Source organism: Mycolicibacterium sp. HS_4_1, from assembly GCF_054515875.1.
The window spans coordinates 4,054,369-4,079,945 of the sequence record NZ_CM137261.1 but is presented as its reverse complement, the minus strand read 5'-3'; the positions used below and the strand labels follow the sequence as shown (position 1 = coordinate 4,079,945).

Below are 25,577 nucleotides of genomic sequence, written 5' to 3'. Positions count from 1 at the left end.
CCCTACAGGGAATCGTTGCCCATGGACATCGTCCACAGCTCGTGCCCGAGGTCGGACAGGCGCAGACCGAGCCGCTCCACCCGAGCTGAATGCCGCGCCGCCTCGGCGTCGGCAATGGCACGCATGACCGTGGGTTCTGCCATGAGCACCTCGTACCCGGATTCCGATCGGTCCGCCTGCGGCCCGATTTCAACCAGACCGAGTTGCAACAGGTTGGCGACGTACGTCGGCACCATGGTCGGCAATGTGACGCCTGCGGTGCGGCCGATGAGAGACGTGTTGGTCAACACGGCTCGAGGTGACGACCACCATCGAGACTGCGAATAGACGTTGACAAGCGGCGACGTGGTGCCGTCTGACAGCGCGCGGAGAATCCGTGCCTCGTCGGCGACAAGCTGGTCGACGATACGGCTGTACAGCTCCAACCGGGTCTCGCATGTGCTCTGTTCAAGCGAGCGATCCAGCAGCCCGGCCATCTTGCGGTGAAGCGCATCGTTCAACTGCGGTATGTCATTCGGTTTGGCAACGTCGACATCGGCGCGCCGCGATTGCGAGTTCGAATGCATGGCGGCGTGCCCCTGCGACGGCACCTCGCGCATGGGGATGCCGGCGTTTCCCGCGATGCGCAAGCTTTGCCTGGCGAATGTAGTGGCAGCCCCGATCAGACCGTGTACGTCGGAGGTGGTGACCATCGTTTCATCTCGTTTCTCGAAGACGGTTCTTTCGGCCGGTTGGTGCTCGGAGTTCCGGGCGAGAGCCCGCGTGTTACTGCTCCAGTTGGCGGATGATGTTGGCCACCGTCGGGTTGGCGGCGAGCTGCTGGTCCAGGACCACGTTGATGACACCTCGAAGCCAGGCATAGGGAATCCACGCTCGGGGAGCGGTGCTGCTGGCTTTGCGTTGCCTGACCGCGTCGACAACGCTTTCGGCGGCGTAGTCCGCGTCAATACGTCGATTCAATGGCCAGGGCAGCAGTTCCCCGATTCGTCGGCCGACCGGATCGTCATCGAGTGTCGTGCGGGCCAGCGCCGTATCGACGATGCCGAAGTAGGAGATTCCGACCGTTACGCGATGCGCTGCCAGTTCGATTCGCAAAGCGCGCCCGAACTGTTCGACCCCGGCCTTGCTGATCATGTACGCCGCACCGCCCATTCCCGGTGCGAACGCTGCGCACGAGCCGATGAGCTGAATGTGTCCGCGGCTGGAGATGATGTGCTCGGTCGCCGCGCGCACCGTGTGCACCGCACCGAGCAAGTTGATATCGATAACCCGTTGGAACGCATCGGGTTCGATCGTGCGCAGGGTCGCCGGCGGTGGTGTGACGCCGGCGTTGGCGACCACCACGTCGATACGTCCCCAGGTGCCGACCGCGTGGTCGACCGCCGCGGTCAACGCCTCGGCATCACGCACGTCGGCCACGACACCGATGGTGTTGCTCCCCAGCAGCGCCTGGGCCTTCCCGAGTTGCTCGTCGTCGACGTCGACAAGGACGACTCGGGATCCGGCCGCGACGAACCGGGACGCCGCTTCGAAGCCGATGCCCTGTGCCGCGCCGGTGATGAGAACTACTGCACCGGAGAGATTCATCGTTGGATGCGCGGTCATCGCCCGACCACCAACTCGGTGTCGGTGGCCGCAGGTCGTGCGGTTGCGTAGCGGATGTCGAACTCTCCGAGGCGAATTCGGCGCATCTGATGCCGGAAGGTGAAGACGAAGCCGGGCCAGAAGGTGAAATTGCGGCCGGATGGACTCAGATAGTAGCTCTGACAGCCGCCAGAGTTCCACACGGAGCTTGCGAGGCGGTGGTCGACGTGCTCGACAAAGGCGTCGAGAGTCTCGTCCGACACCTCGATACTGCGGATCTGGCGGTCGCGCATCTGCGCGATGGCGTCGAGTACGAAGTCGAGCTGCGCCTCGATCGTCACGATTTGCGACGTGTACACCACTGAGTTCGGTCCGAGAATCATGAACAGATTCGGGAAACCCGGAATGACGGTGCCGAGGTGCGCTTTCATTTCGCCGCCGGCCCACACCTGGGCGAGGCTACGGCCGTCTCGACCGTGGATGCGGGTGAAGCCCTCGTTGTGCGCCAGTTTGAAACCGGTTCCGAACACGATGGCGTCGAGGCGATGGTGGGTACCGTCGGCCGTCTCGATCCCGTCCGCGGTGACCCGCCGGATCGCTGCGGTTTCCACGACGGTGTTGTCCGCCGCGAGCGCGGGGTAATAGGCGTTGGAGAACGTCGGACGCTTGCAGCCGAAAGCGTATTGCGGTGTCAGCTTGGCGCGGAGGTTCTCGTCGCGAACCTGTCGTCGGAGATGCCACAGGCCCACAGCCGCCATCGGTTGCAGGAGCATTGGGAAATGGACCAGGCCGGGCACCATCGCTTCCTGGACCAGGCTGACCGCCGAGCGCGCCACGCGCTGGACGAGCGGGGCCGTGCGGAACACCGAACGCACCGCCGGACCCACCGGGCGGTCCGGGTGGGGCAGGATCCACGTTGGAGTCCGTTGGAACACAACCAATTCGGCGGCGTCAGGCTGAATCTGCGGGATGAATTGCACGGCCGAGGCGCCGGTGCCGATGACACCGACGGCCTTTCCGTGCAGGTCGACATCGTGGCGCCACTGCGCTGAGTGAAATGCCGGGCCCGAGAAATCCTCGAGCCCTGGAAGATCCGGGACCGACGGCTCGCTGAATGGTCCGGTGGCGACGATCAGAACGCTGGCGGTGAAGAGTTGACCACCCGCGGTTATCTGCCAGACCTGGGCCAGGTCGTCCCATGAGGCGTCGGTGACATCGTGCCCGAGCCGAATGTGCGGCCGGATGCCGCTGTCATCGATACATTTTTCGATGTACGACTTCAGTTCTCGCTGCAGCGGATAGAGACGGGTCCAGTCAGGATTCGGAGCGAAAGAGTAGGAATACAGGACCGAGGGGATGTCGCACTGCGCCCCCGGGTAGGTGTTCGCCTGCCACGTGCCCCCGATATCGGTGGCCCGCTCGAACACGAGGAAGTCGCTGTCGCCGGACTCTTTGAGCCGCAATGCCGCGCCGATCCCGCCGAAGCCGGCACCGATGATCGCCGTATGGACATACGTGGGCGTGGGGTTGGTCATGGTTCGTCCTTGCTGTGCCGGTGGATGACTAGAGCGCGACGGAGATCGAGTCACCCTGGGCGCGGGAAACGCAGATCATCATCGAGTCGCTGTGCTGATCGGGAGTCAGCACCCGATCCCGGTGCTCGACGACGCCGTCCACCAGGCGCACGCGGCAGGCTCCGCAGAAACCCTGCTGGCACGAGTACTGCACGTCCGGTTTGACCTGGCGGATCGCGGCGAGGGCAGACTCGGCTGCGCCGACGTTGACTGTCAGCCCCGACTCGGTGAGTTTCACGGTGAATGCTCTGCCGTCGACGATGGGTGCGGCGCTGAAACGTTCGCTGTGGAATTCCGCAATGTTTCCTGCCCCGGCCGCAGTGGTGGCGACCTGACGAGCTTGCTCGATCATGGCCGGAGGGCCACACACGTAGAACGCCGCACGGGGTGAATCCGGTGAGCACAATTCGGCCAAATCCGGTGTGCCGTACTGATCGTCGGGCCGGATCTGTACCCGATCGTGCCCGAGTTCGGTGAGCTCGTCGATGAAGGGCATCGACTCGCGCGAACGTCCGGTGTACACCAGGCGCCACGCGGACGTGCCGGATGCCACGTCACGCACCATCGGCAAGATCGGGGTGATGCCAATTCCGCCGGCGACGAACACGTACTCGTCGGCAGGGGCGAGGCTGAACGCATTGCGTGGCCCCCGGATGCGAAGCGTGTCGCCGACGCGGACGCGATGCAGTTCGGCCGAGCCCGCGCCATCGGGTAGCTGCCGCACGGCGATTCGGTAGTGGAGTGAATCGAATCGGTCACCGGTCAGCGAGTAGTGCCGTTGCCGCCCCGACGGGGTGAACACATCGATGTGCGCACCCGGCGTCCACCGGGGGAGCGGTGAACGGTCGGGCCGGCTCAGGGTCAGGCCGACCACATCGGCGGCCAGGCGCTGCACCGCAACAACTTCGAGCCGTGCGTCGTATCCCGCCCGGCGTACCGGCCGGGTCGGAGACAAGCGGTCGGCAATCGTGCTCTCGGTGAACAGCCGCGAATAGCCGCGGGCGAGCTGCCCCATCGCCTTGAGTGCAGGACTCGGGTCATCGACAGCGCCGGGCTGGTCGAGCAGCCGGCTCATGCGTGCGCCGCCTGTGCCGCGGGCGATTGCGCCAGGTAACGCACTGCCTTGCTGATGTCGCCCATCGTCGACGGATGAAAGCCGGGACGCAGGTAGGTGTACATCTGCGAGAACAAGAAGGACACCCCTGGTACCAAACCGTGATGGGCGGCACGGATGTACTCGACGGGCCACGGACGACGACGTTGCACTGTCGCGTCATTGCTATAGAGATACGACGCGGTCGAAAACCACAGCAGGGCAAGGCCCGAACACGCGATGATGGCGGTTCGCGCGCGGCGGGCGTACCCACCGTCGACGTATTGGTAGGCATCGAACGCGACGTTGCGATGTTCGAGTTCCTCGGCGCCGTGCCATCGCAGCAAGTCGAGCATCGTCGGGTCGATGCCCGCGCGGTCGAAGGCCCCGTTGTCCAAGAGCCATTCGCCGATCACGGCGGTGAAATGCTCTGCCGCCGCGTACACCCCAAGCCGCTCGCTCAACCATGCTTTCCTGGCGGGGCCGGTGATCCCGTGGTCACCGAAGATCTTCTCCACCGCGAACTCGATGCGCCGCAGCACCACGCCGACCTCGACCCCGTGAGCGCGTAGGTAGTCGCGGAACCCCTCATGCGAAGCCGCGTGCGTTGCTTCCTGCCCGACGAATCCGATGACCTCCTCTTTGAGGCGCTCGTCATCGATGTATGGCAGCGCCTGACCGAAGACGTCGGCCATGGCCCGCTCGCCTTCCGGCAAGACCAGGTGCATCACGTTCCAGAAATGGGTGGCGTAGGCCTCGCCCGGGATGTACTCCAGCGGGACGCCGGACCAATCGAAGTGGACGTGACGAGCGCTGATCGCCAATGCCTCGTCGTTGTACTCGCGCACCACTCGCCCTGGTTGTTTGCTCGCCATCACGCGCCTTCCCTCAGCTCTGAGTCCTTCGCGCTACAGTGAAACATACAACATACAATTGTTTCAATGTTGCACAGTCGACTATCGTCAGATGCGTGCACACGGAACTCTTCGCTCTCGACACCGCGCGTGATGAGGGCGTGGAAGAGATTCTCGATGCCGCCTTGGATGTTTTTGCCAAGATCGGTATCCGGCGGGCGACTGTCGACGAAATCGCCCAACGCGCAGGGCTGGGACGAGTCACGATCTATCGGCGCGTGGGCGGAAAGAACGAGATCGTCACCGCGGTGCTCATCCGCGAATCCCAGAAGCTGTTCGAAGCCGTGCGCGCGGCTGCGGCGCGCACCGACAATTTCGCGGATCGAGTGGTCCACAGTTTTGCCACGACGATCGAGACGGTGCGCACCAATGCCGTCTGGAACAGGCTTCTCGAAATCGAACCCGACACGGTGCTGCCTCGGCTGACCCTCGAAGCCAGTCCGCTGCTTGCCGGCGCTGTTGCGGCGACCGCCGAGATACTGCGTGGCCCGGATGTCGCGGCGGTCCCCGAACCCGACCTACTTGCCCGGGCCGAAATCCTTGTCCGCATCACCCATTCGATCCTCCTCACGCCTGCGGTGCTGGCGCCGTTGGAGACTTACGAGCAGGTCGAACGATTCGCCCGGCAGAACCTCCTGCCGATCGCCGCAACGCCGGCACCGTAGCGCCGCGACCGCGTGAGTCAACCGCCGGTTGCGCACGCGATCGTCACCGCCCGGGCGTGGGGAGTCAGGAACGCCATCAACGCATCCGGGTCTGCCACTCGATGCGCGGGTGCGGAGGCAGCGAGGACGGCAATCAGTCTGTCGTCGGCGCCGCGGATCGGCAGCGCCAGACATCCGTGGCCGGGCACCAGAATGCCGCGCTGCGTGGAGAAGGCCGGACGTTCACCTCGGGCATCTGCGGCGATCATGCGTCCGATGGCCGAGCAGTCCGGCTCGGCGATGACCCGGGCCGGATCGGACAGCGGGAAATCGGGATCGATGTCGAACAATTCCAGTGCCGGCCGCCGGGTGGACCGGTGCAGCACGAGGTGTATCCCGAACCGGGCTTCCGCCCGGACAGCGTCAACGGCCTCGCGAATGAGGAAATATTGTCATCTGATGCAACATTGGTTGGGTAGCAATGTTGTCCGTTGTAGCAGGTCGGGCGCCGGGGGGTGAGACTTCGGCACCGATTGCCGGTGGTCAACACGCCCCCGATGTCCAACGCATCAATGATGCATCTGTTACAACATGTGTCGTGACCAATAATCTCGAAGGCTCGGCCGAGCGTGTATCGGCGCCCAATGTTGTCCATCTCGAACCGCAACGAGCGATGTTCGAGGCCATGTTGCAGGGCTGGGAGAAACAGCAGCGAGCGCGGTTCTTGAAGGATTCCACGATCGCGCCGCGCCTTCGGCTGGTGCGCCGTTTCGCGGAGTTCTCGGGCCTTTATCCGTGGCAGTGGACGCCGTCTGAGGGTGAGGCGTGGATCAGCGAATTGCGTTCGGGCTCTTCGCCATTGCGGTTCTCGACGGCACGTAACTATGAGATCGACATTCGGGTCTTCTGCGAGTACCTGCTTGATCAGCGGTACGGCTGGTTCGCTGATTGCGCGCAGCAGTTCGGGCAAACCCCGCAGCAGGTCTTCCACGACGACAACTCGATCCTGCACGTCGGGGAGTACGAAGGTGATCCGTCACGGCGCCCGCTGACCTACGACGAGGTTCAGGCGCTGTTCGACGCGGCCGACGGCCGAGTCGAGACGATCCGTTCACGCGGCCGCAAGGGTGCGATGACGGCTCTGCGCGATGCAGCCATGCTGAAGTTCATCTACGCCTACGGGCTGCGCCGCAACGAGGCCGCTCACGCCGATGTTGTTGACCTGCGCCGCAATTCGAAGATGGGCGACTTCGGCAGGTTCGGATCGTTCACGGTCCGGCACGGCAAAGCCTCGCGCGGAGGACCGGCGAAGCGGCGCACCGTGCTCACCGTCCCCGAGATGAGCTGGATCGTGGACATCCTGGACCACTATCTGACCGACGTGCGCCCGCAGTTCCCGGCCGACAAGAAGCCCGCGTTGTGGCTGACCGAACGTGGTACGCGGATCGGCGCCCGGACGATCAACACCGTCTTCACCGAGGTGCGTGATCTGGCCGGCATCGATCCCACGCTGAATTTGCACTGCCTGCGCCACTCGTTTGTGACGCATCTGGTCGAGTTTGACTACCCAGAGCGTTTCATTCAGGAGCAGGTTGGCCACTCGTTCTCCTCGACGACCGCCGTCTATATCGGTGTGTCCAACGAGTACCGCAACCGGATTCTGTCGAACGCCATGCACGCCCGCTACGGCGACGAGCTCGGACCGAGGCCGCCGCAATGAGGACCATGGACTATGCGTGGCACCTGCGCACCAAAATGGCTGAACGCGGGATGTTTTCGACGACCGACCTGCAACCGCACCTGGCGGATCGGGGCGTCGCGCTCTCCCGTGAGCAGACCTATCGCCTGGTCACCGGCCAGCCGCAACGACTGAGCATGAACACCCTGGTTGCGTTGTGCGACATCTTGGACTGCACCCCGAATGACTTGATCGAACCGCGCGTCACCGAAGCATCACCGCGCAAGGCCGCCGGTGGCGACAACGTCACTGCGATCACAACGCGTCGCACCACCATCAAGCGGCCGGGGAGCGGATCATGAGCGTCGCTGCGCCCCCGAAACACGTCTGCGCCCGCTGCGGCCGACTGGCCGAGCGCGCTGCGCGCACTCCTGGTGGTGGCATCTGCAAACGGTGCTACCGCAATGACCCCGCGCGGATGGAACAGTGCTCGGTCTGCGGACGTTCCAAGAACCCGTCACGGCGCACGGCTGACGGAAAACCGTTGTGCAGCAACTGCGCTCGCCCCAAGTATGTGTGCTCAGGATGCGGCCGACTCGATCACGCCAAGAAGATCACTGCCGAAGGTCCGCTCTGCCAGCGCTGCTACACAGCGCCGCAGCGTCAGTGCGGCAAGTGCGGACGCGTCCGAAAAATCGCGGTGCGCGTGCAGCAGGGAACAGTTGACCTGTGCCATCGCTGCGCGCACACCCGCGAATTCGTGTGCAGTCTGTGCTCGAAAATGCAACCCGTACATACACATTGGCCACTCGGCCCGGTCTGCATCCCCTGCTACAAGCGGTCAACACAACACCCCGCGACATGCGCCGGTTGCGGCACGGCCAAAGTCCTCATCGGACGCACCACTGCAGGCGAGCTGGCCTGCGGACCCTGCGTCGGCAGTTCCACCGACTACGTCTGCACAACGTGCGGCCAAGCCGGACCGCAACACTACGAAAACACCTGCCTGAACTGCTCCATCGTGCGCATGACACGCGAACTGCTGACCTCGCACGACGGAACCATCAGTCAGGATCTCGCTGGACTGCCGGACGTTCTCGCCCAGCACGGCCGCGCCGATTCGACGATGCGCTGGCTCATCAAGGCGCGCACCCAGCATTTCCTGCGCCTACTGGCCAACGCCGACGGCGAGTTGACCCACGCCGACGTCGACGCTTGCCCACCCGGATACGCTCGCCACTACGTGCGTGCGCTACTCGTACGGGCACAGATCCTGCCGCGTCGCGACGAGCAACTCGAGCGGTTCGAAACCTGGATCGACGAATACACCGCAGCTCTACCACCGCACCAGGGCGCGGTGTTGGCGCCCTACGCCCGCTGGGGCGTGCTGCGCACCGCCCGACGTCGGGCCGCCCGCCGTGGATTCACCACTTACGCAGCCGATTCCAGCCGCGAACGCATCCGCACGGCGCAGCGCCTGATCGAACACCTCGAGGCATCCGGACACCAGATCGGTGAGCTGACCCAGGCGATCCTCGATGGCTGGACGGCCGGTAACCGCGAGCGGACCAAGAGCATTTCCGGCTTCGTCACCTGGCTGGGCAAGCGCGGCATCGTCGACGGTGTGACTGCCCAACGGATCCAGCGCCAGTGGCCCAGCGAGATCAGCGACGAGACCGAACACCGGCAGCGAATCACCGACCTGTTGGACATGTCCACAGACATCGAGCTGTCCATCCGAGTGGCTGGGCTGCTGGTGCTGCTCTATGGTCCGCGATTGGTTCAGATCAAGGCGCTCACCACGGCCGATGTTGGCATCGACGGCAAGCGGACCCACCTGGCGCTGGCGCAACACCCGATCGAGCTACCCGCACCCGTCGGCGAACTCGTCAGTCAACTCGCCCGCCAAGCATCGGACAACCCGCGAGCAAGCACGCCCGACGGCGACGCCTACCACCTGTTTCCCGGGGCACGGCCCCATGAGTCGATCCACAGCACCACGCTCAGCGTGAAGCTCACAGCCGCCGGCATCCCAACACGTCTCAGCCGCAACTACGCCATGGTCGCCCTCACCAGTGATCTGCCCGCAGCTGTCGTCGCCACCCAGCTCGGCCTCAGCGCATCGGCAACCACGATGTGGGCCAAGTTCGGTCAACAAGACCAATCCGAATATCTACTCGCACGCCAGCAGGCCCGATGAAATGAAGGAGAACAGTGCCGAATACAGCACACACGAATATAGACCGTCCGCCAGTCTAGCCGATCCGCCGGAGTCGAAGGGATGCCGACCAATCGATCGATGCGGCGCCCGAGCGCGAATCCGCCCAAATCCGGCGTGCGGACCAGGTATTCGCTGTCCACCAAGACGGCCAGCAACCGGTACGCGGAGGACCGCGACATCCGTAGCCGGTGGGTGATGTCCAGCGCGGTGACTCCGGGCCCAGCGGCGGCGACCTCCTCGATGATGGCGAGGGCTGCGAGTGCCGAACGCGACCCGGCGTCGGGGCGCAACGTTCGGTTCATGATGTGCCCCGCAGGTAGCCGCGCCATACCGAGGACCTGACGGTTCCGGCGTGTGCGCCGATCGACGCGAACGCGTTCGGTCGGCTGCTGCGCAATCGCCACCCAGCGGCGGCCCACAGCAGCATCCAGGCCGTGGCGGCTACCGCTCCAATCCAGAACGGGCCGGCGATCGTCAGTCCCCAGAATTCGGCCACCGTGGCCGTGAGAACCAGTGCGCAGGCCGGCCCGATCACCAACGCCACCCTGCTGGGTTCGCCCAGGCGCCGCAGCATCGCGGGCATCGCGCCGGCCAGCGCGGCATATGCCAGCAGGTAGCCGCAGACCGCGCCGGCCATCAGCGAGCCGCATGCCGCTGCCGGGTCGGCGCCGCATGCACTCATGGCGAAAGGCACGCCGAATACGATCGCGGTGCACACCCAGATCCCGACGGTTGGTGCCTTGCTGCGCAGATCGGTGTGGCCAAGCGCCGCCGGTAAGACGCCTTCGCGGGCCAGGGACAGCAAGACGCGGGCTGCCGCTGTCGTGAATGCCAACGCGCAGGCGAAAGACGATAGCGTCGTCGCGAGGTAGAGGGCCGGCACCAGCATCCGGCCACCGGGATCGGCAGCCAGTGCCCCGAACCACGAATCTGTCGGTATCTGGCTTAGCGTTCCGGCTTGGGTCAAGGTCGCAAGCATCACGACGGGCCCGCCCAGCAGCAGCGAGCCACGGATTGCCGCTGGCACGGTGCGCAGCGGAGCGCGGGTCTCGACCGACAGCACTGTCGCGGTCTCAAAGCCGGCGAACGCCGCCATTGCGACCGCGACACCACCAGCCAGGTGCCCGAGATCGGGGATGGGAGCCAGCACAGAATCATGTAGACGGCGTACGTCACCATGCCAGAGCAGCCACCCCGCGACCACCACCACCAGCCCCACGGCGATGGTCTCGGTCACCAGCGCGACCCGCGCCGATAGCCGGATTCCGCGAACCAGCACCACCCCGCTGGCCACCGCGAACCCGAGCGCGCCGGCCGCGACCAGCCAGCCGTGCGCCGTCAGCCCGGCCGCGGACGCCAACCGTAATGCGAACGCCGAGGACTCGGTGACCGCGACCATTCCGATGCCGAGGTAGCCGAGCAACAGCGCACCGGCGGTGACGAACCCGGCCACCGGCCCGACACCAACGGCAGCGTACGTATAGAGCGAACCCGCTGCGGGCACACGCCGCGCGAATCCCCGAACCAGCCACGACACGATCAGGGCGAGCGCGAACGCAATGGCCGTGCTCGCAACGACCGGACCCCCCTGGGCAGCGACCAACATTGGGCTCGCCGCCGCCGCGCCGCAGGGTGCCATGGCCGAAACGGACTGTGCCGCAACATCGGCGGCGCCCAGCGCGCCGCGATCCAAGCCGCCCAGACGCGTGCGCGGGCCTAGGTCATGCAGCGGCGGGGGGTTGTCCGAGATGACCATCGCCGAGTATAGGAACCGCGCTGTTTCCGCGACATTTCGCACCAGTGTCATCCGCATATCCCGCACTGGGACAACGCTTCCCACGCGAAGAGCCGTCGCCGCAACGCGGCCGACACCGTCACGCAAATGCCTGGCAGCACGCTCGTCGGCATCCCGACCCCTTCGATACCAACGGAGGTCATGCCATGACTGTGGGCTTCACCGCACACGCCACCGCCGAATCGGTCAGATCACACGTGCGCACCGGCGCGCCGGCCGAACTCGATGCCGGCATAGCCGCAACGCTCTGCCGGGCGAGTACCCGGCGGCGTTTCGATCCGTTCATCGACATCGACTGGGATGCAGCGGAAAACACGCTGGACCAGGATGACCCGCGTTGGCAACTCGACCCCGACATCGCTCCGCTCGCGGCGACGGAATGGTATGCGCGGCAACCCGTGGAACAGCGCATCGCGATGGGGCGCTGGCTCACCGCGAATATCCTCAAGGTGACGCTGCAGTTCGAGATGATGCTGATTCGCGGGGTGATTCACCACGCCGGCACCCTGCCCAACGGTTCGGTGGTGTTTCAGTACCTACTCCATGAGCTGACCGATGAATGCCACCACATTCAGATGTTCCAGGAGTTCGTCAACCGCACCGGTGCCGATGTGCCCGGAATGCGCAGAGGGTCACGGCTTTTCGGTCCCATCCTGGGATTTCTCGGCGGCTACGCCAGCATCTTCCTGTTCATCGGCGTGCTGTGCGGAGAGCAGCCGCTGCACTTCCAGCAGACGCTGCAGCATCGGGGCTCGGCGGCGGTGCCGCCTTTGCTCAACAAGATCACTTCCATTCACCTCGCGGAGGAAGCCCGCCACATCTCCTTCGCCGACCACTATCTGACGCACCGAATCGCGGCAGTGGGACGGTTGCGGCGGCTGGTGTACGCCTTGGCATTTCCGATCTATCTGCGGTGGCTGATCGGCGAGATGATCGCACCGCCGCGCGCCTTCGCCCGGCAGTTCGGAATCCCGCGACGCGCTTTCAAAGCCGCCTACTGGCGCAGCGCTCGATCCCGGCAGATGTTGGCGGAATCGGCCGCCGATGTCCGGCGCGTTGCCGAAGACCTCGGTCTGCGCACGGTCTGGACGCGGTGGATGTGGCGGCTCTTGGGTATCGATGGGAGGCTACCCCGGTATCGCGGCGAGCCTGATCGCGGTCAACCGTGGACGGCGGCAACTGCAGGTCGGGCGGTGGTGTGGGGGCGGGTAGTGGCGGCAGCGGTCGCGGCGGGTGTTGCGATGGTGGCGACGCCGGTAGGGCCGCGGATCGTTGCGGTGGCGGCGGCAGGAGCGGTCATGTGGGCGTCTTACCACGCACTCCGGGCCCGCTTCGGGAGCGTGGTCGGCAATCAGCTGTTCGAATGGCCGCGGCTGGCCGTCTGGATCGTGTTGTGCAGCATCATGATTCCCGCAGGTGGGCTGATCGGGCTTGCCCTGGTGGTGCTCACCATTCTTGCCCTGGCTGAGTTCATGCCGACTCTATGACACCTTGCCGACCGGTAGACCGATCAGTATATTCACCGTATCGGGCCCATCGCTCAGCCGCGGCTGGCAAGGAGGAAGTTCATGGCTACAGATCACACGCGGGCCGCGCGCCGGCAGTTCCAGGTATTCCGCGCGGTTGGGCGCTACCTGCTCAATCCGACAGTGCGAGGTCTTGCTCGGCTGGGGGTCGTACGCCCAACGCAGGTAAGTGAATTGGAAACCCTTGGCCGAAAAACCGGGCAGCTGCGACGGGTGCCGGTGTCGCCGATCTTCGATGAATCGGGCGCGTGGTTGATTTGCGGTCACGGCACGTTGTCGGGCTGGGGCGCCAACATCGAGGCCAACCCGAATGTGCGTATTCAGCAAGGTAATCGATGGCGCTCTGGCATCGCATCCTTCGTGCCGGACGACGACGTGCGGGCACGCGTGCGACTGTCGGGTGCGGCGGGACCGAAGATAGCCTCCTACGGAACCGCACCCGTATCCGTGCGCATCGAATTCACTGACTAGGCCACGCGGCCGAGTCGCTGGTCGCGTCTATTGGGTATTCGAATTCGACTGGCGGATCTCGGCTGCGGGTGGGCTGTGTGCGACGAGGATATGAGCGTCGACGTTATGCCCGCCGCCATAGGAGTACGTGAAGTCACTGTGCGCGAGTATCTTTCGTCTGCGCGCTCAAGCTAGCGGCACGAGATCGGCGAAACGTCAGCTGCGCAGCGTCTGGTGTGGCCTGCGGCCGAAGGTCTGCCGGTAGGTCGGCACGATTCGCCCCGGTCTGGGCAAAGCCCGAGTGCAGCGCGACGGCTCTCACGGGGTCGTTGCGACGTCGTCGCCGTCAACCAGTGCGGTACCGGACAAAATGATGCGTAGATCACAGTGTCCTGCGTCACACCCTGAGCAGTCTGCTCAACATTTCCGCTGGCTATTGACGTAGCGCGGGCGTCACGGCAAATTTCATGGCACCGATTGCTCGTTGTTTGGCATTGCAGGTCTCGATCTGCGCTGGGGAGATTGCGGGACAAGGGGATCGGCGGTGCGTGAGCGGTCAGCGAACGCCGGCACCAGACCATCGCACGCAACAACACACTGAGGAAATGATGTCCCGTTCAGGTCCGAAGAACGCCGCCACCGTCCGTCGCATCGCGGCCGCAATCGGCGCCAGCGCCCTTGTGGCCATGGCCGTTGCCTCCGTGGCAGATGCGCAGCCCGTGCCGAACAAGCCGGTGAGCACCGATGGCGCGACCACGACCAGCACCGTCCCGCCGACGGCGCCGCTGACCCCCTCGGCCAGCCCGGTGGTCAAGGCGACGTTCTACGGAAAGGGCTAGGCCGCGGACGCTGAAAGGCCTTCTATTGCAGGCGAATTGCGAAATCGCGTGCAATAGCCGGCCTTTGTCTCAGGGGGGAGACTAGCTCCGCAGCAAGATCGTCACCGGCACGGGTGAATGTCGCAGAATCTTCGCCGCCGCCGACCCGAGGAAGACCCGGGCCGACCGTTCAGGTCTGTATCGGTCGTTGTCGGCGGCGCTGCGCTCACAGGTACCGCAAGGTTGTGCCGGTATCGTCGCACGCACTCCGCGGCGGACGGGGCGTTGACGATGGAGATGACGATGTGGCCCGCAGTGTGGTCGGAAGTGCGGTGGGCGTTCACCCCGCCGCGCAGCTGGCTGCTGGGTGTGGCGGCCAACGTCGTATTCGCCGTGCTGTGGCTCGCCGTGGAGCCGTTGACCTCCGGGGGCCGGCATCACCATGACTGGGTGATTCTGGTCGGGACCTATTTCTCGTCGTTCGTGCTTGCCGACACCACAACGACGAATGTGCTTGGCGCCGATCATGATCGGGTCCAGCAAGGGCTGGCGGAGTCGGTGGCGCCGTGGCGGATCCTGCTGCACAAGAACCTGGCGTTGCTGATCCTCGTCGGACTTCCGACACTCGGGGCCGCCGCGGTATTGACCGTCTGGTTGGAAAGCCCGGCCCGGCTCGGTGTGACGATCCCGAACGTCGCGGTGCCGATCCTGTCCTGGCTTGGACTGGGTAATGCGGTGTCGGTGCTGCTGCCGGTGGCCGAAGTTCCGTTGGTGCAGCGGTGGAGCCAGCGCCATGACCGGCGCCGGATCGCGCTGTGGCTGTCGTCGTTGGCGTTGCCGTACGCGCTGTACTTCATCGCCGACCCCATCGGTGGGGTCGAACACCGCGAGCTGTGGCGGGCGCTCCCGACCGCCGTCGCCCATGTCGTCGGTCCCGTGCTCGGTCGTGACACCAAAAGTGCTGTACACCTTGCTGTCGCGGTCGTCGTGTGGAGCGCGGGGACGCTGTTCGCGGATTGGTGGGTGCGGCGCCGGGGCGTGCAGTTCCGGTAGCGGTTACTGGGGAACGGTGTCCGGCACCGGTGCGGCCTGCTCAGGCCCCGGCAGCCACGGCGCGCTCGCCGGCATATGGGCCGGCGCCGCGCTGCTCGGCGGAGTCGCGGCCGGGGCGGGCTGACCGCGTCCTGCTTGGTCGGCGGCCTGCACCGCCGTTGATGACCACGGTGCGGGCCCGGCCAGGGCATCGGCCGCCCACCCCGCTTGCAGTTGACGCGCCGCAAAGTTGACCCCCTGGGTGACCAATCCGCTGTCGACGTAACTGTTGTGGGCATCGAAGCTCGAGCCGTGTGCGTCACAGACCAGATCGTTGGAAACACACAGATCGGTGGTCTTGGGCTGGTACACCGGTCCGACCGTCACAGAGGGGGAGCCGATGGCCCGCATGAATCGTGCGGACGGCTTGCCGAACAAGGCAACGGCCGCAACATGATCCGCGATGTCCGGCGGCATGGGTGCCGGCACCTCGGCGGCGGAGATCCCGTCGGGGATGGTGCCCGCGGTGACGAAGCCCGCAACGGCGGCGCCCTGCGAAAACCCGCCGAGCACCATCTTGGTCCGGGGGCAGGCTGCCGCGGTCGTCACGAGCTGCCTACGCGCGTCGCGAATTCCATCGACGGCGGTGGGGAAGTCGGTGGTCGCGGGGTAGTCGACGGCATATACGTCAAGGGTTTTCGGGCTGATGGCGGTGCGCAGGCCATTGATGAATGCGGTTCCGACTCCACCGGGGCCCGGTGCCTCATCGGTGCCGCGGGCGAAGATGATCTCGGTGTCGGGGCAGTCGGCTGCATGCGCTACCGGCAGTGGCGCGGCGGACAGGAATCCTGGCGGTACCACCAGGATTACGGCAGTCGTCAGGCTTCTGATTCGGCTTCTGCTTTTGCTTGGCCTCACGAGTCTATGCTGACACACCGGCACCTCGTCTGCCGGTTAGCTGCGCTCGGCGCGTTGGAATCGTGACATACCAGAAGTCTGTTATTGCCTGTTAGCGGTGACTGATTCGGTGGTGGCGTGCCGCATCGGGTGCGGGCGGGGAGCTGCCGGCAGTCATCGTGCTGGCATGCCGTATCCGCGGCGCACGCGGTGTCGTGCCACCGGGTGCTGGGTGCTGGGTGCCGGGTTAGCTTGCCGGACTGTCGCTTTCACCATCGCCGTCCTCGCTGTCGTCATCCTCGCTCTCGGGCGGGTAGAGGGTGGGGTGGTGGTATTGGTTGGTGCGGGGTTGGCCGATGTCGAGTAGTGGTGGCGGGGTCCAGTGGGCGCGGCCGTTTTTCATGGTGGTGCTCCAGCCGCCAGCGTGGGCGGCTCGGTTGTCGCAGCCGCAGGCCAGGGCGAGGTTGGTGATATCGGTGGGGCCGTCGTCGCCCCAGTCGGTGTTGACGTGGTGGGCCTGGCAGCGCGAGGCCGGGGCGGTGCAATTGGGTTTGGTGCAGCCGCGGTCGCGGGCGAACAACATGATCCGCTGGCCGGGTGATGCCGTACGACGCGCCCGACCTAAATACAGCGCAATGTTGGTGTGTTGATCGAACACCGCCAGATAATGGTAGGCACCTTGCCCGGCCATCCGGATCAAATCCCGCACCGGCAGTTTCGATCCCGTGTGGGTGACCGCGACCCCGGCGCCGCGTTCGAGTTCCTGCACCGTCGTGGTCGCCACCACCGCGACCGGGAGCCCGCTGTGCTCGCCCAACTGCCCGGAGGCCAGCATCATCCGGCCCACCGCTTTGAACGCGTCGTACTGACGCTGAGCCACGGTGCGGGTGTCGTTGTCGATTTGGGCTTGGGTGGGTGTGCCCGAGATGCACGGTTCGGGATCGTCGGGATTGCACATCCCCGGCGCGGCCAACTTTTCGAACAACGCCTCCCAGTAGGCCCGGGCTTCCGGATCGAGGCTGCCCCTGACCTCCGAGCGCCCATCGGCCTGCTGCTTACCCATCACGAACGACCGTTGCGGGTCCGGTTCGTCATCGTCAGGTTCGGGCCCGTCCTGATCGAGCCGGTACAGCAGATCAGCGGCCGCTTTGCGCAGCTCCTCCGGCGTCTTGTACCGCGCTGCGGCCACCAGGTCGCGTTCGCACTGCACCAACGTGACCGGGTCCACCCACAACGGAACTTTCGCAAAGAATCCGGTGATCACCGCGATGTGCTCGGTGTTGATGACACCCTCGACCTGCGCCTGAGCGACCAGTTCCCACACCGGGCCCAGGGGTTCGCCGGTGATCGCCGACCGCGGCCCGAGATGGTCGCAGTCGCGGACCCGGCGGCGGGCCTCCTCCCAGCTGATGCGATGCCGGATATGCAGCACCTCGGGCCAGTCTTTCGCCCCGATGTCTTTGGCCGTGGCCTGGGTTTGCGCGGCGGCCAGGATCTGGTGGTCGACCGCCTCGGCGGCACACTTGAGGGTTTCGCGGCGGGACTGCAACTCCAACAAGACTTCGATGGGCAGACCGGCGTAGTCCAGGGATGCGATCGCGGCCGCGGCGGCTTCGTAAGCGGCGTATGCCTGCTCGACGGAGGCCGGATCAGTCAATCCCATACTTCGAACATTAGTTCGAAGTACCGACAATTCGCTGTGACGAATGTGGTCCTAGTTACCTGTTGTGACCAGCGCAAACAAAGTGATCAAAGTTTCTCGGTGCGCTGCGTCGGAGTGAGACTAGCGGCGCGTGGGCGAGGTCGGGGCGCGTAGCGGGTTGAGCACGGAGGAGGGACCGGGTTACGGAATCAAGCCGCGAACCGACTTCAGCACGCTACGTACCGCGCTCTCGGTGACCGTGATGGGCGACAGGACGGTCTCGGCGACTCCGACGATGGCCTCGACGCGCGTCACGATGGCCTCCATCCGATCGACGACGCCGAAGATGCGGGGCGCCAGCTCATCGATCTGGGTGATGGGGGTCGGGGGCAAGCACAGGTTGCTCGTCGAGGTGTTCGACGAGTGGATCGCCGCAGTGCACCGCGATCGCGGGTCGGGCCGCGAATCGGTGGAACCGTTGACGCCCGACGGTGCGGTTGACGCCGTAATCGAGCTACTCACGCCGTTTCTGCACTACTTCGCCGAGGACGCCGTGTTGTCCCGGCAATACTCCTCGATCATCGTGCGCGGCAGCCACGAATCGGCGATCTTCCGTGAGCTCGCCCTCGCCTTGGTCGCCGAGTTGGAGTCTGTCCTGGCGCGCGCAGGGCTTTCAAAGGCCGCGGCCGCCCGTGCAGCCCGGGTCGTCTACTTCGCCTACCTCGGCATCGTCATGACCGGTGGCAACCACGCCTCCGGTGGTGCTTCGGTGGCCGACCAGATAAGCGACGTCGTCCGTTGCGTCATCCACGATTCAGCATGAGGAGATGAGCAGTGACCGGAATCCCGCACTACTGGTGGCCTACCGCACTCTTGGCGGCGGTGCTGTTCGGTGACGCGTTGATGTCGATTCGCCCGCCGCAGTTCATCCGCGGATGCCTTGAGGGAGTGCGGCTTCCGGAGGATTGGTGGTGGGTGCTGATCGTCGTAAAGCTGCTGGCTGTGGCGGGGCTGCTGGCTGGGCTGAAATATCCGGGCATCGGAGTGGCCGCCAACGTCGGCGTGATCGCCTACTTCCTGTGCGCGGCCTACGCGCATTACCGCGCGAATTTCCTCAAGCGGGAGTTCTGGCTCAACTGCCTTGGCATGCTGGGACTCTCGGTCGGCGTGTTCGTAATTTCGTACGCGGTGTAACCGGCTACTGCAGCATCATCGCCGTGAACGCGACGATGCTGACCACCACGATGCAGGCTCGTAGGACGTTGGGTGGCAGGCGGCGGCCGATGCGCGCCCCGATGTAGCCACCGATCGTGGATCCGACGGCCAACAGCAACGCCGGGAGCCAGGCCACGTGGCCGATGGTGATGAAGATGATGGCCGCGACCGAATTGACCAGTCCTACGGAGATGTTCTTGACGCCGTTGAGCCGTTGCAGATCTTCGGACACGAACAACCCGAACAGGGCCATCATGATGATACCTTGCGCCGCACCGAAGTACCCGCCGTACACCGCACAGCCGAACACGCCGGCGTACAGCGGGGCGGCATGGTCGGTGGTGCGTACGGCGCCGCGGCGCGCATCCAGGGTCCGGCGCAACACAGGCTGCACCAGCACCAGGACACCGGCCAGCAGGATCAGCCACGGCACCACCGCGGTGAATGCACCGGGTGGAAGTTTGAGCAGCAGTACTGCCCCGACGATCGCCCCGGCCAGCGAGACCATGCCGAGCCGGAGAATGCGGGCGCCCTGGCCGCCGAGCTCGTGCCGGTAGCCGTAGGCGCCGGTGAAGTTGCCCGGGACCAACCCGACGGAGTTGGACATGTTGGCCACCAGCGGCGGGTAACCGACGGCCATCAGGACGGGGAAAGTGATCAGGCTGCCGGAGCCGACCACCGCGTTGATCACTCCTGCGGCGACGCCCGCCAGCAGCACCGCGGTGATCGCGAGGGCGGTCAGGGGCGCGACTTACTGTGTGGTCTCACGTCCTGAATTCTTCACGGGGCCGGCGTGGCCGTCGCAGCGGCCTGGAAGAACTGCTCGACATCGGCGGTGGTCAGCGTCGCGACGCCGATGAGGGCCAGGTCCGCGAGTCGCTCGGGCGTCACCTGCGAGGTGGCGTCGGTGACCAGCGCGGCGCGGTAGTCACGCTCGGAGGCGTCGAACAGCGTCGCCCGCGGGCAGTTCGGCAGGTTGCAGCCGGCCACCACGACGGTGTTGACCGCCAGGTCGCGGAGATGCTCGTCGAGCGAGGTGCGGTAGAACGCCGACCACCGTGGCTTGAACATCACGACCTCACCGGCCGCCACGTGCTGGACACCGCCGGCCAGGAGCGAGTCGTAGTCGAGTGGATGTGCCAGCAGCTCGGCGGGCACCGCGGCGCCGTCGGTGTGCGGTGCGGCGATCTGCCGGCCGGCTTCGATGGCGGCCCGCCGGGGCGGATCGGCGTCGCTGCCGCCGGGGACGTACAGCCGCACGATGTGCACGATCGGCCGGTGCGCTGCGCGGAACGCCGCGAGCAGTCGCGCCATGGCGGGCAGCTGTTCGGCGGTGCCGTCGACTTGCGACGGACCCGAGACGAAATCGTTTTGCACGTCGATCAGCACCAGGGCGCTGCGTGCCAGGTCAGGGGAGGTGTAGTCGTGGCCGGCAGACACATTCCCGATCTTTCCAGACAACTCGCCGACGCGAGCCACTCTTGACGACCCGATGACGGCAATGCTAAGCAACTGCACAGCATTTGTTGTGTGCCCATCCCGGGGCGCGCACTGCTGACGATGAGAGGCACGCGATGACGCTGCAGTCGGTCTTGGAGGACATCCAGAAGCGCCCGGGTACGGGCGATGTCATCCCGATCATCGATCCGGTGAGCGAGGAACCTATCGGCGAGTTCACCGATTGCGGCCCCGAGTTCGTCGACGAGGCCGTCGCGCGCGCCAAGTCGTCTTTCGAGTCCGGGGTCTGGTCCGGTCTGCCCGGCCGTGAGCGCGCCAAGATCCTGTGGCGCATCGCCGACCTGATCGACGAGCACACGGCTGAGTTCGCGGCCATCGACTCGGCCAACACCGGCATGATGAAGATGCAGTCCGAGCTCGTCGTTCCGACCTGCGCCGAGTTCTTCCGCTATTACGCCGGCTGGTGTTCCAAGATCAACGGCACCGCCTACGACATCCGCACCAGCGGCATCGCCTCGGACGCCTATGTCGACCAGCACGGCTACACGCTGCGAGAGCCCTACGGCGTCGTCGGCCTGATCTTCCCCTGGAACGGTCCGATCTTCAACGCCTGCGCCAAGATCGCGCCGGCGCTGGCCGCGGGCTGCAGCAGCTTGGTGAAACCGGCTGAGGAGACGCCCCTTTCGGCGCTGCTGCTGGACCGCCTGATTCACGAGGCCGGCGTGCCCGAAGGTGTCGTCAACCTGATCACCGGTTACGGTCACACCGCGGGTGCTGCCATCACCGCGCATCCCGACGTCGAGAAGGTCGCCTTCACGGGTTCGACCGAAGTCGGCAAGGAGATCGTCAAGGCCTCGGCGGGAAACCTGAAGAAGGTTATGCTGGAACTCGGTGGCAAGTCGCCCGTGCTGATCTTCGACGACGCCGATCTCGACAAGGCCATCTTCGGCGCGGCCATGGGCATCTTCATTCACTCCGGCCAGGGATGTGTCTGCGGCTCAAGGATTTTCGTGCAGCGCGGGGTCTACGATCAGGTGGTCGAGGGCATTGCGGGTGTGGCCAACTTCATGAAGTACGGCGGGCCGGATGAAGAGGGCGTGATGAGCGGCCCGCTGATCAGCGCCAAGCAGCTGAACCGTGTTCTGGGCTTCATCGACGAAGGCCGCGGCGACGGCGTCGAGATCGTCGCGGGCGGGTACCGGCTGGACCGCAAGGGCTACTTCGTTCACCCAACGGTGTTGACCAACGTCGACCCCGGAATGCGCCTATACCAGCAGGAGATCTTCGGTCCGGTGGTGAGCATCCTGCCGTTCGACACCGAGGACGAGGCCGTCGCCATGGCCAACGACACCAGCTACGGCCTGGCGGCCACCGCATGGACCACCAACGTCAGCCGGGCGCACCGCATCGTCAAGCGGCTGCAGGCCGGCAGCGTTCAGGTCAACTGCCAGTTGGTCTTTGACCACGACCTGCCCTTCGGTGGCTACAAGCAGTCCGGTTGGGGCCAGGAATTCGGTCGCGAAGGGCTCGAGGCCTATCTCAAGAACAAGAGCGTCGTCGTTCAGCTGTGAGCCATCGCCTGGCAATGTGACGGAGGTCACGCCTGGGCGTGACCTCGCACCCTTCGGGTCCGTAACCGTAGGTTGTCGCAACCTACGGTTGCGTACCTTGTGGGGCGGCGCGGATCCTGAGCCGCGTGAGCCACTACATCGCCAACGTGCGCGATATCGAATTCAATTTGTTCGAAGTGCTGCCGCTCGGTGCGGCCCTGGATGCGGGTGGCTACGGCGACCTTGACGCCGATACGGCACGATCGATCCTCGACGAGGTCTCCACGTTGGCCGAAGACGTTGCCGCAGAGACGTTTGTCGAGGCCGACCGCAATCCGCCGGTGTTCCTGCCCGACGAGCACCGGATCACGGTGTCCGAGGAGCTGGCCAAGACGGTGCGGTTGGTCAAGGAGGCCGAGTGGTGGCGGCTGGGCCTCGATGAGCGCGCCGGCGGGACGCCCGCACCGGCGGCGCTGGTGTGGGCGACCCAAGAAATGCTCATCTCGGCCAACCCGTCAGCGACCTTCCTGTACGGCCTCGGGCCGGCGATGGCTCACACGCTGGCCGAGGTCGGCACCGAAGAGCAGCGGCACTGGGCACGGACGGCGATGGACAAGGGCTGGGCCGGCACCATGGTGCTGACCGAGCCGGACGCCGGCTCCGACGTCGGCGCGGGACGGGCCAAGGCCATCGAACAACCCGACGGCACCTGGCACATCGAAGGCGTCAAGCGCTTCATCTCTGGTGGCGATGTCGGTGATACCGCCGAGAACGTCTTCCACCTGGTGCTGGCCCGCCCTGTCGGGGCAGTCCCGGGCACCAAGGGACTCAGTCTGTTCTTCGTACCGAACTTCCTGTTCGATCCCGAGACACTCGAATTGGGGGAGCGCAACGGCGTGTACGTGACCGGCCTCGAGCACAAGATGGGCATCAAATCCTCACCCACCTGCGAGCTGACGTTCGGTGCCCACGGCAAACCGGCCATCGGCTATCTCGTGGGTGGCGTACACAACGGCATCGCGCAGATGTTCAAAGTCATCGAGAACGCCCGAATGACGGTGGGCGTCAAGGCCGCCGGCACCCTGTCCACCGGTTACCTCAACGCGCTGGCCTACGCCAAGGAACGCATCCAGGGCGCGGATATCACCCACATGGCCGACAAGACCGCGCCGCGCGTGGCGATCATCGAACACCCCGACGTGCGACGCAGCCTGATGACGCAGAAGGCGTACGCCGAAGGGCTGCGGTCGGTCTACCTGTACACCGCGGCTCACCAGAATGCCGATGTCGCCCAGCTTGTTTCAGGTGCCGATGCCGATTTGGCGCACCGGGTGAACGACCTGCTGCTGCCGATCGTGAAAGGCGTCGGCTCCGAACGCGCCTACGAAATGCTTTCGGAATCACTGCAGACATTCGGCGGCTCGGGGTTCCTGCAGGATTACCCCATCGAGCAGTACATCCGCGACGCCCGCATCGACGCGCTGTGCGAGGGCACCACGGCCATCCAGTCACTGGACTTCTTCTTCCGCAAGATCATCCGGGACCAGGGTGCGGCGCTGGCCCACGTATCCAGCCAGATCTCGGCCACCATCGACGCGGCAGGCCCGGACTTCAAAGTCGAAACCGACCGGCTGGCAACGGCTCTGGCGGATGTGCAGGCGATGGCCGCCGCGCTGACCGGGTATCTCATGGCCGCCCAGGGCGACCCCGGCCAGTTGTACAAGGTGGGCCTTGGCTCGGTGCGGTTCCTGCTTGCCGTCGGCGACCTGATGATCGGATGGCGGCTGATCCTCGCCGCTCAGGTTGCCCAGGCGGCGCTCGACGGAGCCACCGAACGCGACCATGCGTTCTATACCGGCAAGGTGGCGGTGGCGAAGTTCTTCGCGAAAAACATGCTGCCGCTGCTGAGCTCGGTGCGCGAGGTCATCGAAACCCTCGACACGGAGGTCATGGAGCTGGAGAACGCGGCCTTCTAGGGATTTGGGCACGATTTTCCGCGCACGCCGCGAATAATCGTGCCCAAATTGCTAGCTCACCCGCGGTTTGGCGCCAGGCAGTTGCACGGGTCGGCTCTGCGGTGCCGGTGGCACCACCGGCGGCGGGAGCTGGTCGGAAGTGTTGGCGCGCAACACTTCCTGGTCCACACCGGGAAACACCACGGGTTGCCCGGCTGACTGGTTGAGACGCAGCGCCGACCTCAGGTCGCCGAACGTCCGGCGCCGCCACGCGGAGATGTTGGGTTCGCGCACACCGGTGAACCACTCCAGGAACCGCAGGGTCGAGGTGTGGTCGAACGTCTCTCCGGCAACCCAGCCGCCCGCGGTCCACGGCGAGACGATGATGCACGGCACCCGGTAGCCGCCGCCGATCGGCTGGCCGCGCACGAATTCGTCCGGCGTTCCGGCTGCCGGCAGCGGCGGGATGACATGGTCGAACAGGCCGTCGTTCTCGTCGTAATTGAGGATGAAGACCGTCTTGGCCCATGCCTCGGGATTGGCTGCGATGGCGTTGATGCGGTCGGCGATGAACTTGGCGCCGTCGGCGGGACGGTAGTCGGGGTGCTCACATTCGGCTGCGCCCGGAATGATCCATGACACCGCAGGCAGGCGGCCGGCGCGGGCATCCGATTCGAACGATCCGGGCGGTGACTTTGCAATTCCCTTGCGGTACAACGGTGAATCCTGTGGCGCTTGCCGATATTGGGCGAACTGCTCGAGGAGGTTCAGCCCATAGTCGTCGCTCTCGTTGTAGACCTTCCAACTGACTCCGGCGGCTTCAAGCCGCTCGGCGTAGGTGGTCCAGGTGTAGCCGCCGCCGGGCGTGACGTTCTTGATGATCGGTCCGCCGCCGAGGCCGGCGGGGTCGATGGTGCCGGTCATCCACATCATCCGGTTCGGCCAGGTGGGCCCGAGCACCGAGCTGTGATACGCGTCGCACACTGTGAAGGCATCTGCCAGGGCGAAGTGGAACGGGATGTCCTCGCGCTGGTAGTACCCCATGACGTACGGGCCGTTTGCACCGTCGGCCTTGCGGTGCGCGGGCAACCAGCCGTCCATGCGGCCGCCGGCCAATGCTTCGTGCTGGACCGACCAGGCGTGTGAGGTGGACGGGATCTTTTGCACGCTGTTGGTCGCACTGTCCAGGTGGAACGGCAAGGTGTAGCCATCGGGGTTCTCCGGGTCGGGTTGCTGAAACACGCTGGCGCCGCCCGCAAGAGTGGCTGCGTTGGGATCCCCGAACCCGCGGACGCCGGCCATGGTGCCGAAATAGTGGTCGAACGAGCGGTTCTCCTGCATCAGCAGCACGACGTGCTCGATCGGTTGCGGCGCCACCGGCTCGGCGAGGGCCTGTTGCACGTTGCTCGGCATGGCGCCGAACGCCGCGGCCAGCGCGGAGCTGCCAAGGAAGCGTCGCCGCGTCAACATCGGTCCGCCCATGTCCGTCCCTCCGTGGGCTTTCTGCCCCGTCGATCAGATCACAGTTCCG

At 65.5% G+C, this 25,577-nt stretch carries 27 protein-coding genes; 12 read left to right on the top strand and 15 right to left on the bottom strand.

Features of this window, described 5'->3' with window-relative positions:
* Positions 1–2 precede the first annotated feature (2 nt).
* From ACX12F_RS19695 to ACX12F_RS19675, 5 genes are all read right to left on the bottom strand, one after another.
* Positions 3–692, bottom strand: a complete 690-nt coding sequence (locus tag ACX12F_RS19695; RefSeq protein ID WP_459366164.1) for an Abi-alpha family protein — start codon at positions 690–692, stop codon at positions 3–5.
* 73 nt (positions 693–765) lie between these two features.
* The gene (locus ACX12F_RS19690; RefSeq protein WP_459366163.1) at positions 766–1,605 is read right to left on the bottom strand and encodes a short-chain dehydrogenase/reductase; all 840 of its coding nucleotides are present in this window, start codon (positions 1,603–1,605) and stop codon (positions 766–768) included.
* A complete protein-coding gene (locus ACX12F_RS19685; RefSeq protein ID WP_459366162.1) occupies positions 1,602–3,119 on the bottom strand; it encodes a flavin-containing monooxygenase in 1,518 nt (505 codons plus the stop codon). The genes ACX12F_RS19690 and ACX12F_RS19685 overlap by 4 nt, the downstream gene beginning before the upstream one ends.
* A gap of 28 nt (positions 3,120–3,147) precedes the next feature.
* Positions 3,148–4,233: a PDR/VanB family oxidoreductase gene (locus tag ACX12F_RS19680; protein ID WP_459366161.1), complete on the bottom strand. Its 1,086-nt coding sequence runs from the start codon at positions 4,231–4,233 to the stop codon at positions 3,148–3,150.
* Positions 4,230–5,126, bottom strand: a complete 897-nt coding sequence (locus ACX12F_RS19675; RefSeq protein WP_459366160.1) for a metal-dependent hydrolase — start codon at positions 5,124–5,126, stop codon at positions 4,230–4,232. Before ACX12F_RS19675 ends, ACX12F_RS19680 begins: the two co-directional genes overlap by 4 nt.
* Before the next feature lie 95 nt (positions 5,127–5,221).
* Between ACX12F_RS19675 and ACX12F_RS19670 the strand changes: the two genes are divergently transcribed.
* A complete protein-coding gene (locus ACX12F_RS19670; protein WP_459366159.1) occupies positions 5,222–5,830 on the top strand; it encodes a TetR/AcrR family transcriptional regulator in 609 nt (202 codons plus the stop codon).
* A gap of 17 nt (positions 5,831–5,847) precedes the next feature.
* Here ACX12F_RS19670 and ACX12F_RS19665 read toward each other — a convergent pair whose 3' ends face one another.
* Positions 5,848–6,195: a hypothetical protein gene (locus ACX12F_RS19665; RefSeq protein ID WP_459366158.1), complete on the bottom strand. Its 348-nt coding sequence runs from the start codon at positions 6,193–6,195 to the stop codon at positions 5,848–5,850.
* Positions 6,196–6,482: 287 nt separating this feature from the next.
* Between ACX12F_RS19665 and ACX12F_RS19660 the strand changes: the two genes are divergently transcribed.
* Positions 6,483–7,529: a tyrosine-type recombinase/integrase gene (locus ACX12F_RS19660; protein ID WP_079481836.1), complete on the top strand. Its 1,047-nt coding sequence runs from the start codon at positions 6,483–6,485 to the stop codon at positions 7,527–7,529.
* Positions 7,526–7,849: a helix-turn-helix domain-containing protein gene (locus ACX12F_RS19655; RefSeq protein ID WP_043988434.1), complete on the top strand. Its 324-nt coding sequence runs from the start codon at positions 7,526–7,528 to the stop codon at positions 7,847–7,849. Before ACX12F_RS19660 ends, ACX12F_RS19655 begins: the two co-directional genes overlap by 4 nt.
* Before the next feature lie 218 nt (positions 7,850–8,067).
* Here ACX12F_RS19655 and ACX12F_RS19650 read toward each other — a convergent pair whose 3' ends face one another.
* Positions 8,068–8,223 carry a hypothetical protein gene (locus ACX12F_RS19650; RefSeq protein WP_162563331.1) on the bottom strand — a complete coding sequence of 52 codons (156 nt, stop codon included), beginning with the start codon at positions 8,221–8,223 and terminating at the stop codon, positions 8,068–8,070.
* 291 nt (positions 8,224–8,514) lie between these two features.
* On the opposite strand from ACX12F_RS19650, the gene ACX12F_RS19645 reads away from it, so the two are divergent.
* Entirely contained in the window at positions 8,515–9,687 is a 1,173-nt protein-coding gene (locus tag ACX12F_RS19645) for a hypothetical protein (RefSeq protein ID WP_043988433.1), read from the top strand.
* Here ACX12F_RS19645 and ACX12F_RS19640 read toward each other — a convergent pair.
* Positions 9,639–10,010: a helix-turn-helix domain-containing protein gene (locus ACX12F_RS19640; RefSeq protein WP_459366157.1), complete on the bottom strand. Its 372-nt coding sequence runs from the start codon at positions 10,008–10,010 to the stop codon at positions 9,639–9,641. The two genes, ACX12F_RS19645 and ACX12F_RS19640, sit on opposite strands and share 49 nt — an antisense overlap.
* Positions 10,007–11,464 carry an APC family permease gene (locus tag ACX12F_RS19635; protein ID WP_459366156.1) on the bottom strand — a complete coding sequence of 486 codons (1,458 nt, stop codon included), beginning with the start codon at positions 11,462–11,464 and terminating at the stop codon, positions 10,007–10,009. Before ACX12F_RS19635 ends, ACX12F_RS19640 begins: the two co-directional genes overlap by 4 nt.
* A gap of 185 nt (positions 11,465–11,649) precedes the next feature.
* Here ACX12F_RS19635 and ACX12F_RS19630 point away from each other — a divergent pair, with 185 nt between their 5' ends.
* The 4 genes from ACX12F_RS19630 to ACX12F_RS19615 all read left to right on the top strand — a co-directional run bounded on the left by ACX12F_RS19630 (position 11,650) and on the right by ACX12F_RS19615 (position 15,350).
* The gene (locus ACX12F_RS19630) at positions 11,650–12,990 is read left to right on the top strand and encodes an AurF N-oxygenase family protein (protein ID WP_459366155.1); all 1,341 of its coding nucleotides are present in this window, start codon (positions 11,650–11,652) and stop codon (positions 12,988–12,990) included.
* Between the two features lie 81 nt (positions 12,991–13,071).
* Positions 13,072–13,500, top strand: coding sequence for a nitroreductase family deazaflavin-dependent oxidoreductase (locus ACX12F_RS19625; protein ID WP_459366154.1), 429 nt, complete (start codon positions 13,072–13,074; stop codon positions 13,498–13,500).
* Positions 13,501–14,084: 584 nt separating this feature from the next.
* Positions 14,085–14,318: a hypothetical protein gene (locus ACX12F_RS19620; protein WP_459366153.1), complete on the top strand. Its 234-nt coding sequence runs from the start codon at positions 14,085–14,087 to the stop codon at positions 14,316–14,318.
* A gap of 282 nt (positions 14,319–14,600) precedes the next feature.
* Positions 14,601–15,350 carry a hypothetical protein gene (locus ACX12F_RS19615; RefSeq protein WP_459366152.1) on the top strand — a complete coding sequence of 250 codons (750 nt, stop codon included), beginning with the start codon at positions 14,601–14,603 and terminating at the stop codon, positions 15,348–15,350.
* A 3-nt stretch (positions 15,351–15,353) separates the two neighbouring features.
* On the opposite strand, the gene ACX12F_RS19610 is transcribed toward ACX12F_RS19615, so the two are convergent.
* From ACX12F_RS19610 to ACX12F_RS19600, 3 genes are all read right to left on the bottom strand, one after another.
* Positions 15,354–16,190, bottom strand: coding sequence for a cutinase family protein (locus tag ACX12F_RS19610; RefSeq protein WP_459366151.1), 837 nt, complete (start codon positions 16,188–16,190; stop codon positions 15,354–15,356).
* A gap of 283 nt (positions 16,191–16,473) precedes the next feature.
* Positions 16,474–17,889 carry an HNH endonuclease signature motif containing protein gene (locus ACX12F_RS19605; RefSeq protein ID WP_459366150.1) on the bottom strand — a complete coding sequence of 472 codons (1,416 nt, stop codon included), beginning with the start codon at positions 17,887–17,889 and terminating at the stop codon, positions 16,474–16,476.
* A gap of 180 nt (positions 17,890–18,069) precedes the next feature.
* Positions 18,070–18,261: a hypothetical protein gene (locus ACX12F_RS19600; RefSeq protein ID WP_459366149.1), complete on the bottom strand. Its 192-nt coding sequence runs from the start codon at positions 18,259–18,261 to the stop codon at positions 18,070–18,072.
* Here ACX12F_RS19600 and ACX12F_RS19595 point away from each other — a divergent pair.
* Together ACX12F_RS19595 and ACX12F_RS19590 are read left to right on the top strand one after the other, a co-directional pair.
* Positions 18,245–18,691, top strand: coding sequence for a TetR/AcrR family transcriptional regulator (locus ACX12F_RS19595; RefSeq protein WP_459366148.1), 447 nt, complete (start codon positions 18,245–18,247; stop codon positions 18,689–18,691). The genes ACX12F_RS19600 and ACX12F_RS19595 overlap by 17 nt on opposite strands.
* 80 nt (positions 18,692–18,771) lie before the next feature.
* On the top strand, positions 18,772–19,062 hold the full coding sequence (locus ACX12F_RS19590; RefSeq protein ID WP_459370433.1) for a DoxX family protein: 291 nt from the start codon (positions 18,772–18,774) through the stop codon (positions 19,060–19,062).
* A gap of 4 nt (positions 19,063–19,066) precedes the next feature.
* On the opposite strand, the gene ACX12F_RS19585 is transcribed toward ACX12F_RS19590, so the two are convergent.
* A complete protein-coding gene (locus ACX12F_RS19585) occupies positions 19,067–19,801 on the bottom strand; it encodes a sulfite exporter TauE/SafE family protein (protein WP_459366147.1) in 735 nt (244 codons plus the stop codon).
* 62 nt (positions 19,802–19,863) lie between these two features.
* Positions 19,864–20,523, bottom strand: a complete 660-nt coding sequence (locus tag ACX12F_RS19580) for a cysteine hydrolase family protein (protein ID WP_459366146.1) — start codon at positions 20,521–20,523, stop codon at positions 19,864–19,866.
* A gap of 134 nt (positions 20,524–20,657) precedes the next feature.
* Here ACX12F_RS19580 and ACX12F_RS19575 point away from each other — a divergent pair, with 134 nt between their 5' ends.
* Positions 20,658–22,112, top strand: coding sequence for an aldehyde dehydrogenase family protein (locus tag ACX12F_RS19575; protein ID WP_459366145.1), 1,455 nt, complete (start codon positions 20,658–20,660; stop codon positions 22,110–22,112).
* 125 nt (positions 22,113–22,237) lie between these two features.
* Positions 22,238–24,067, top strand: coding sequence for an acyl-CoA dehydrogenase (locus tag ACX12F_RS19570; RefSeq protein ID WP_459366144.1), 1,830 nt, complete (start codon positions 22,238–22,240; stop codon positions 24,065–24,067).
* 51 nt (positions 24,068–24,118) lie between these two features.
* Here the strand turns inward: ACX12F_RS19570 and ACX12F_RS19565 are convergent, their stop codons facing one another.
* On the bottom strand, positions 24,119–25,528 hold the full coding sequence (locus tag ACX12F_RS19565; protein WP_459366143.1) for an alkaline phosphatase family protein: 1,410 nt from the start codon (positions 25,526–25,528) through the stop codon (positions 24,119–24,121).
* Positions 25,529–25,577 lie beyond the last annotated feature (49 nt).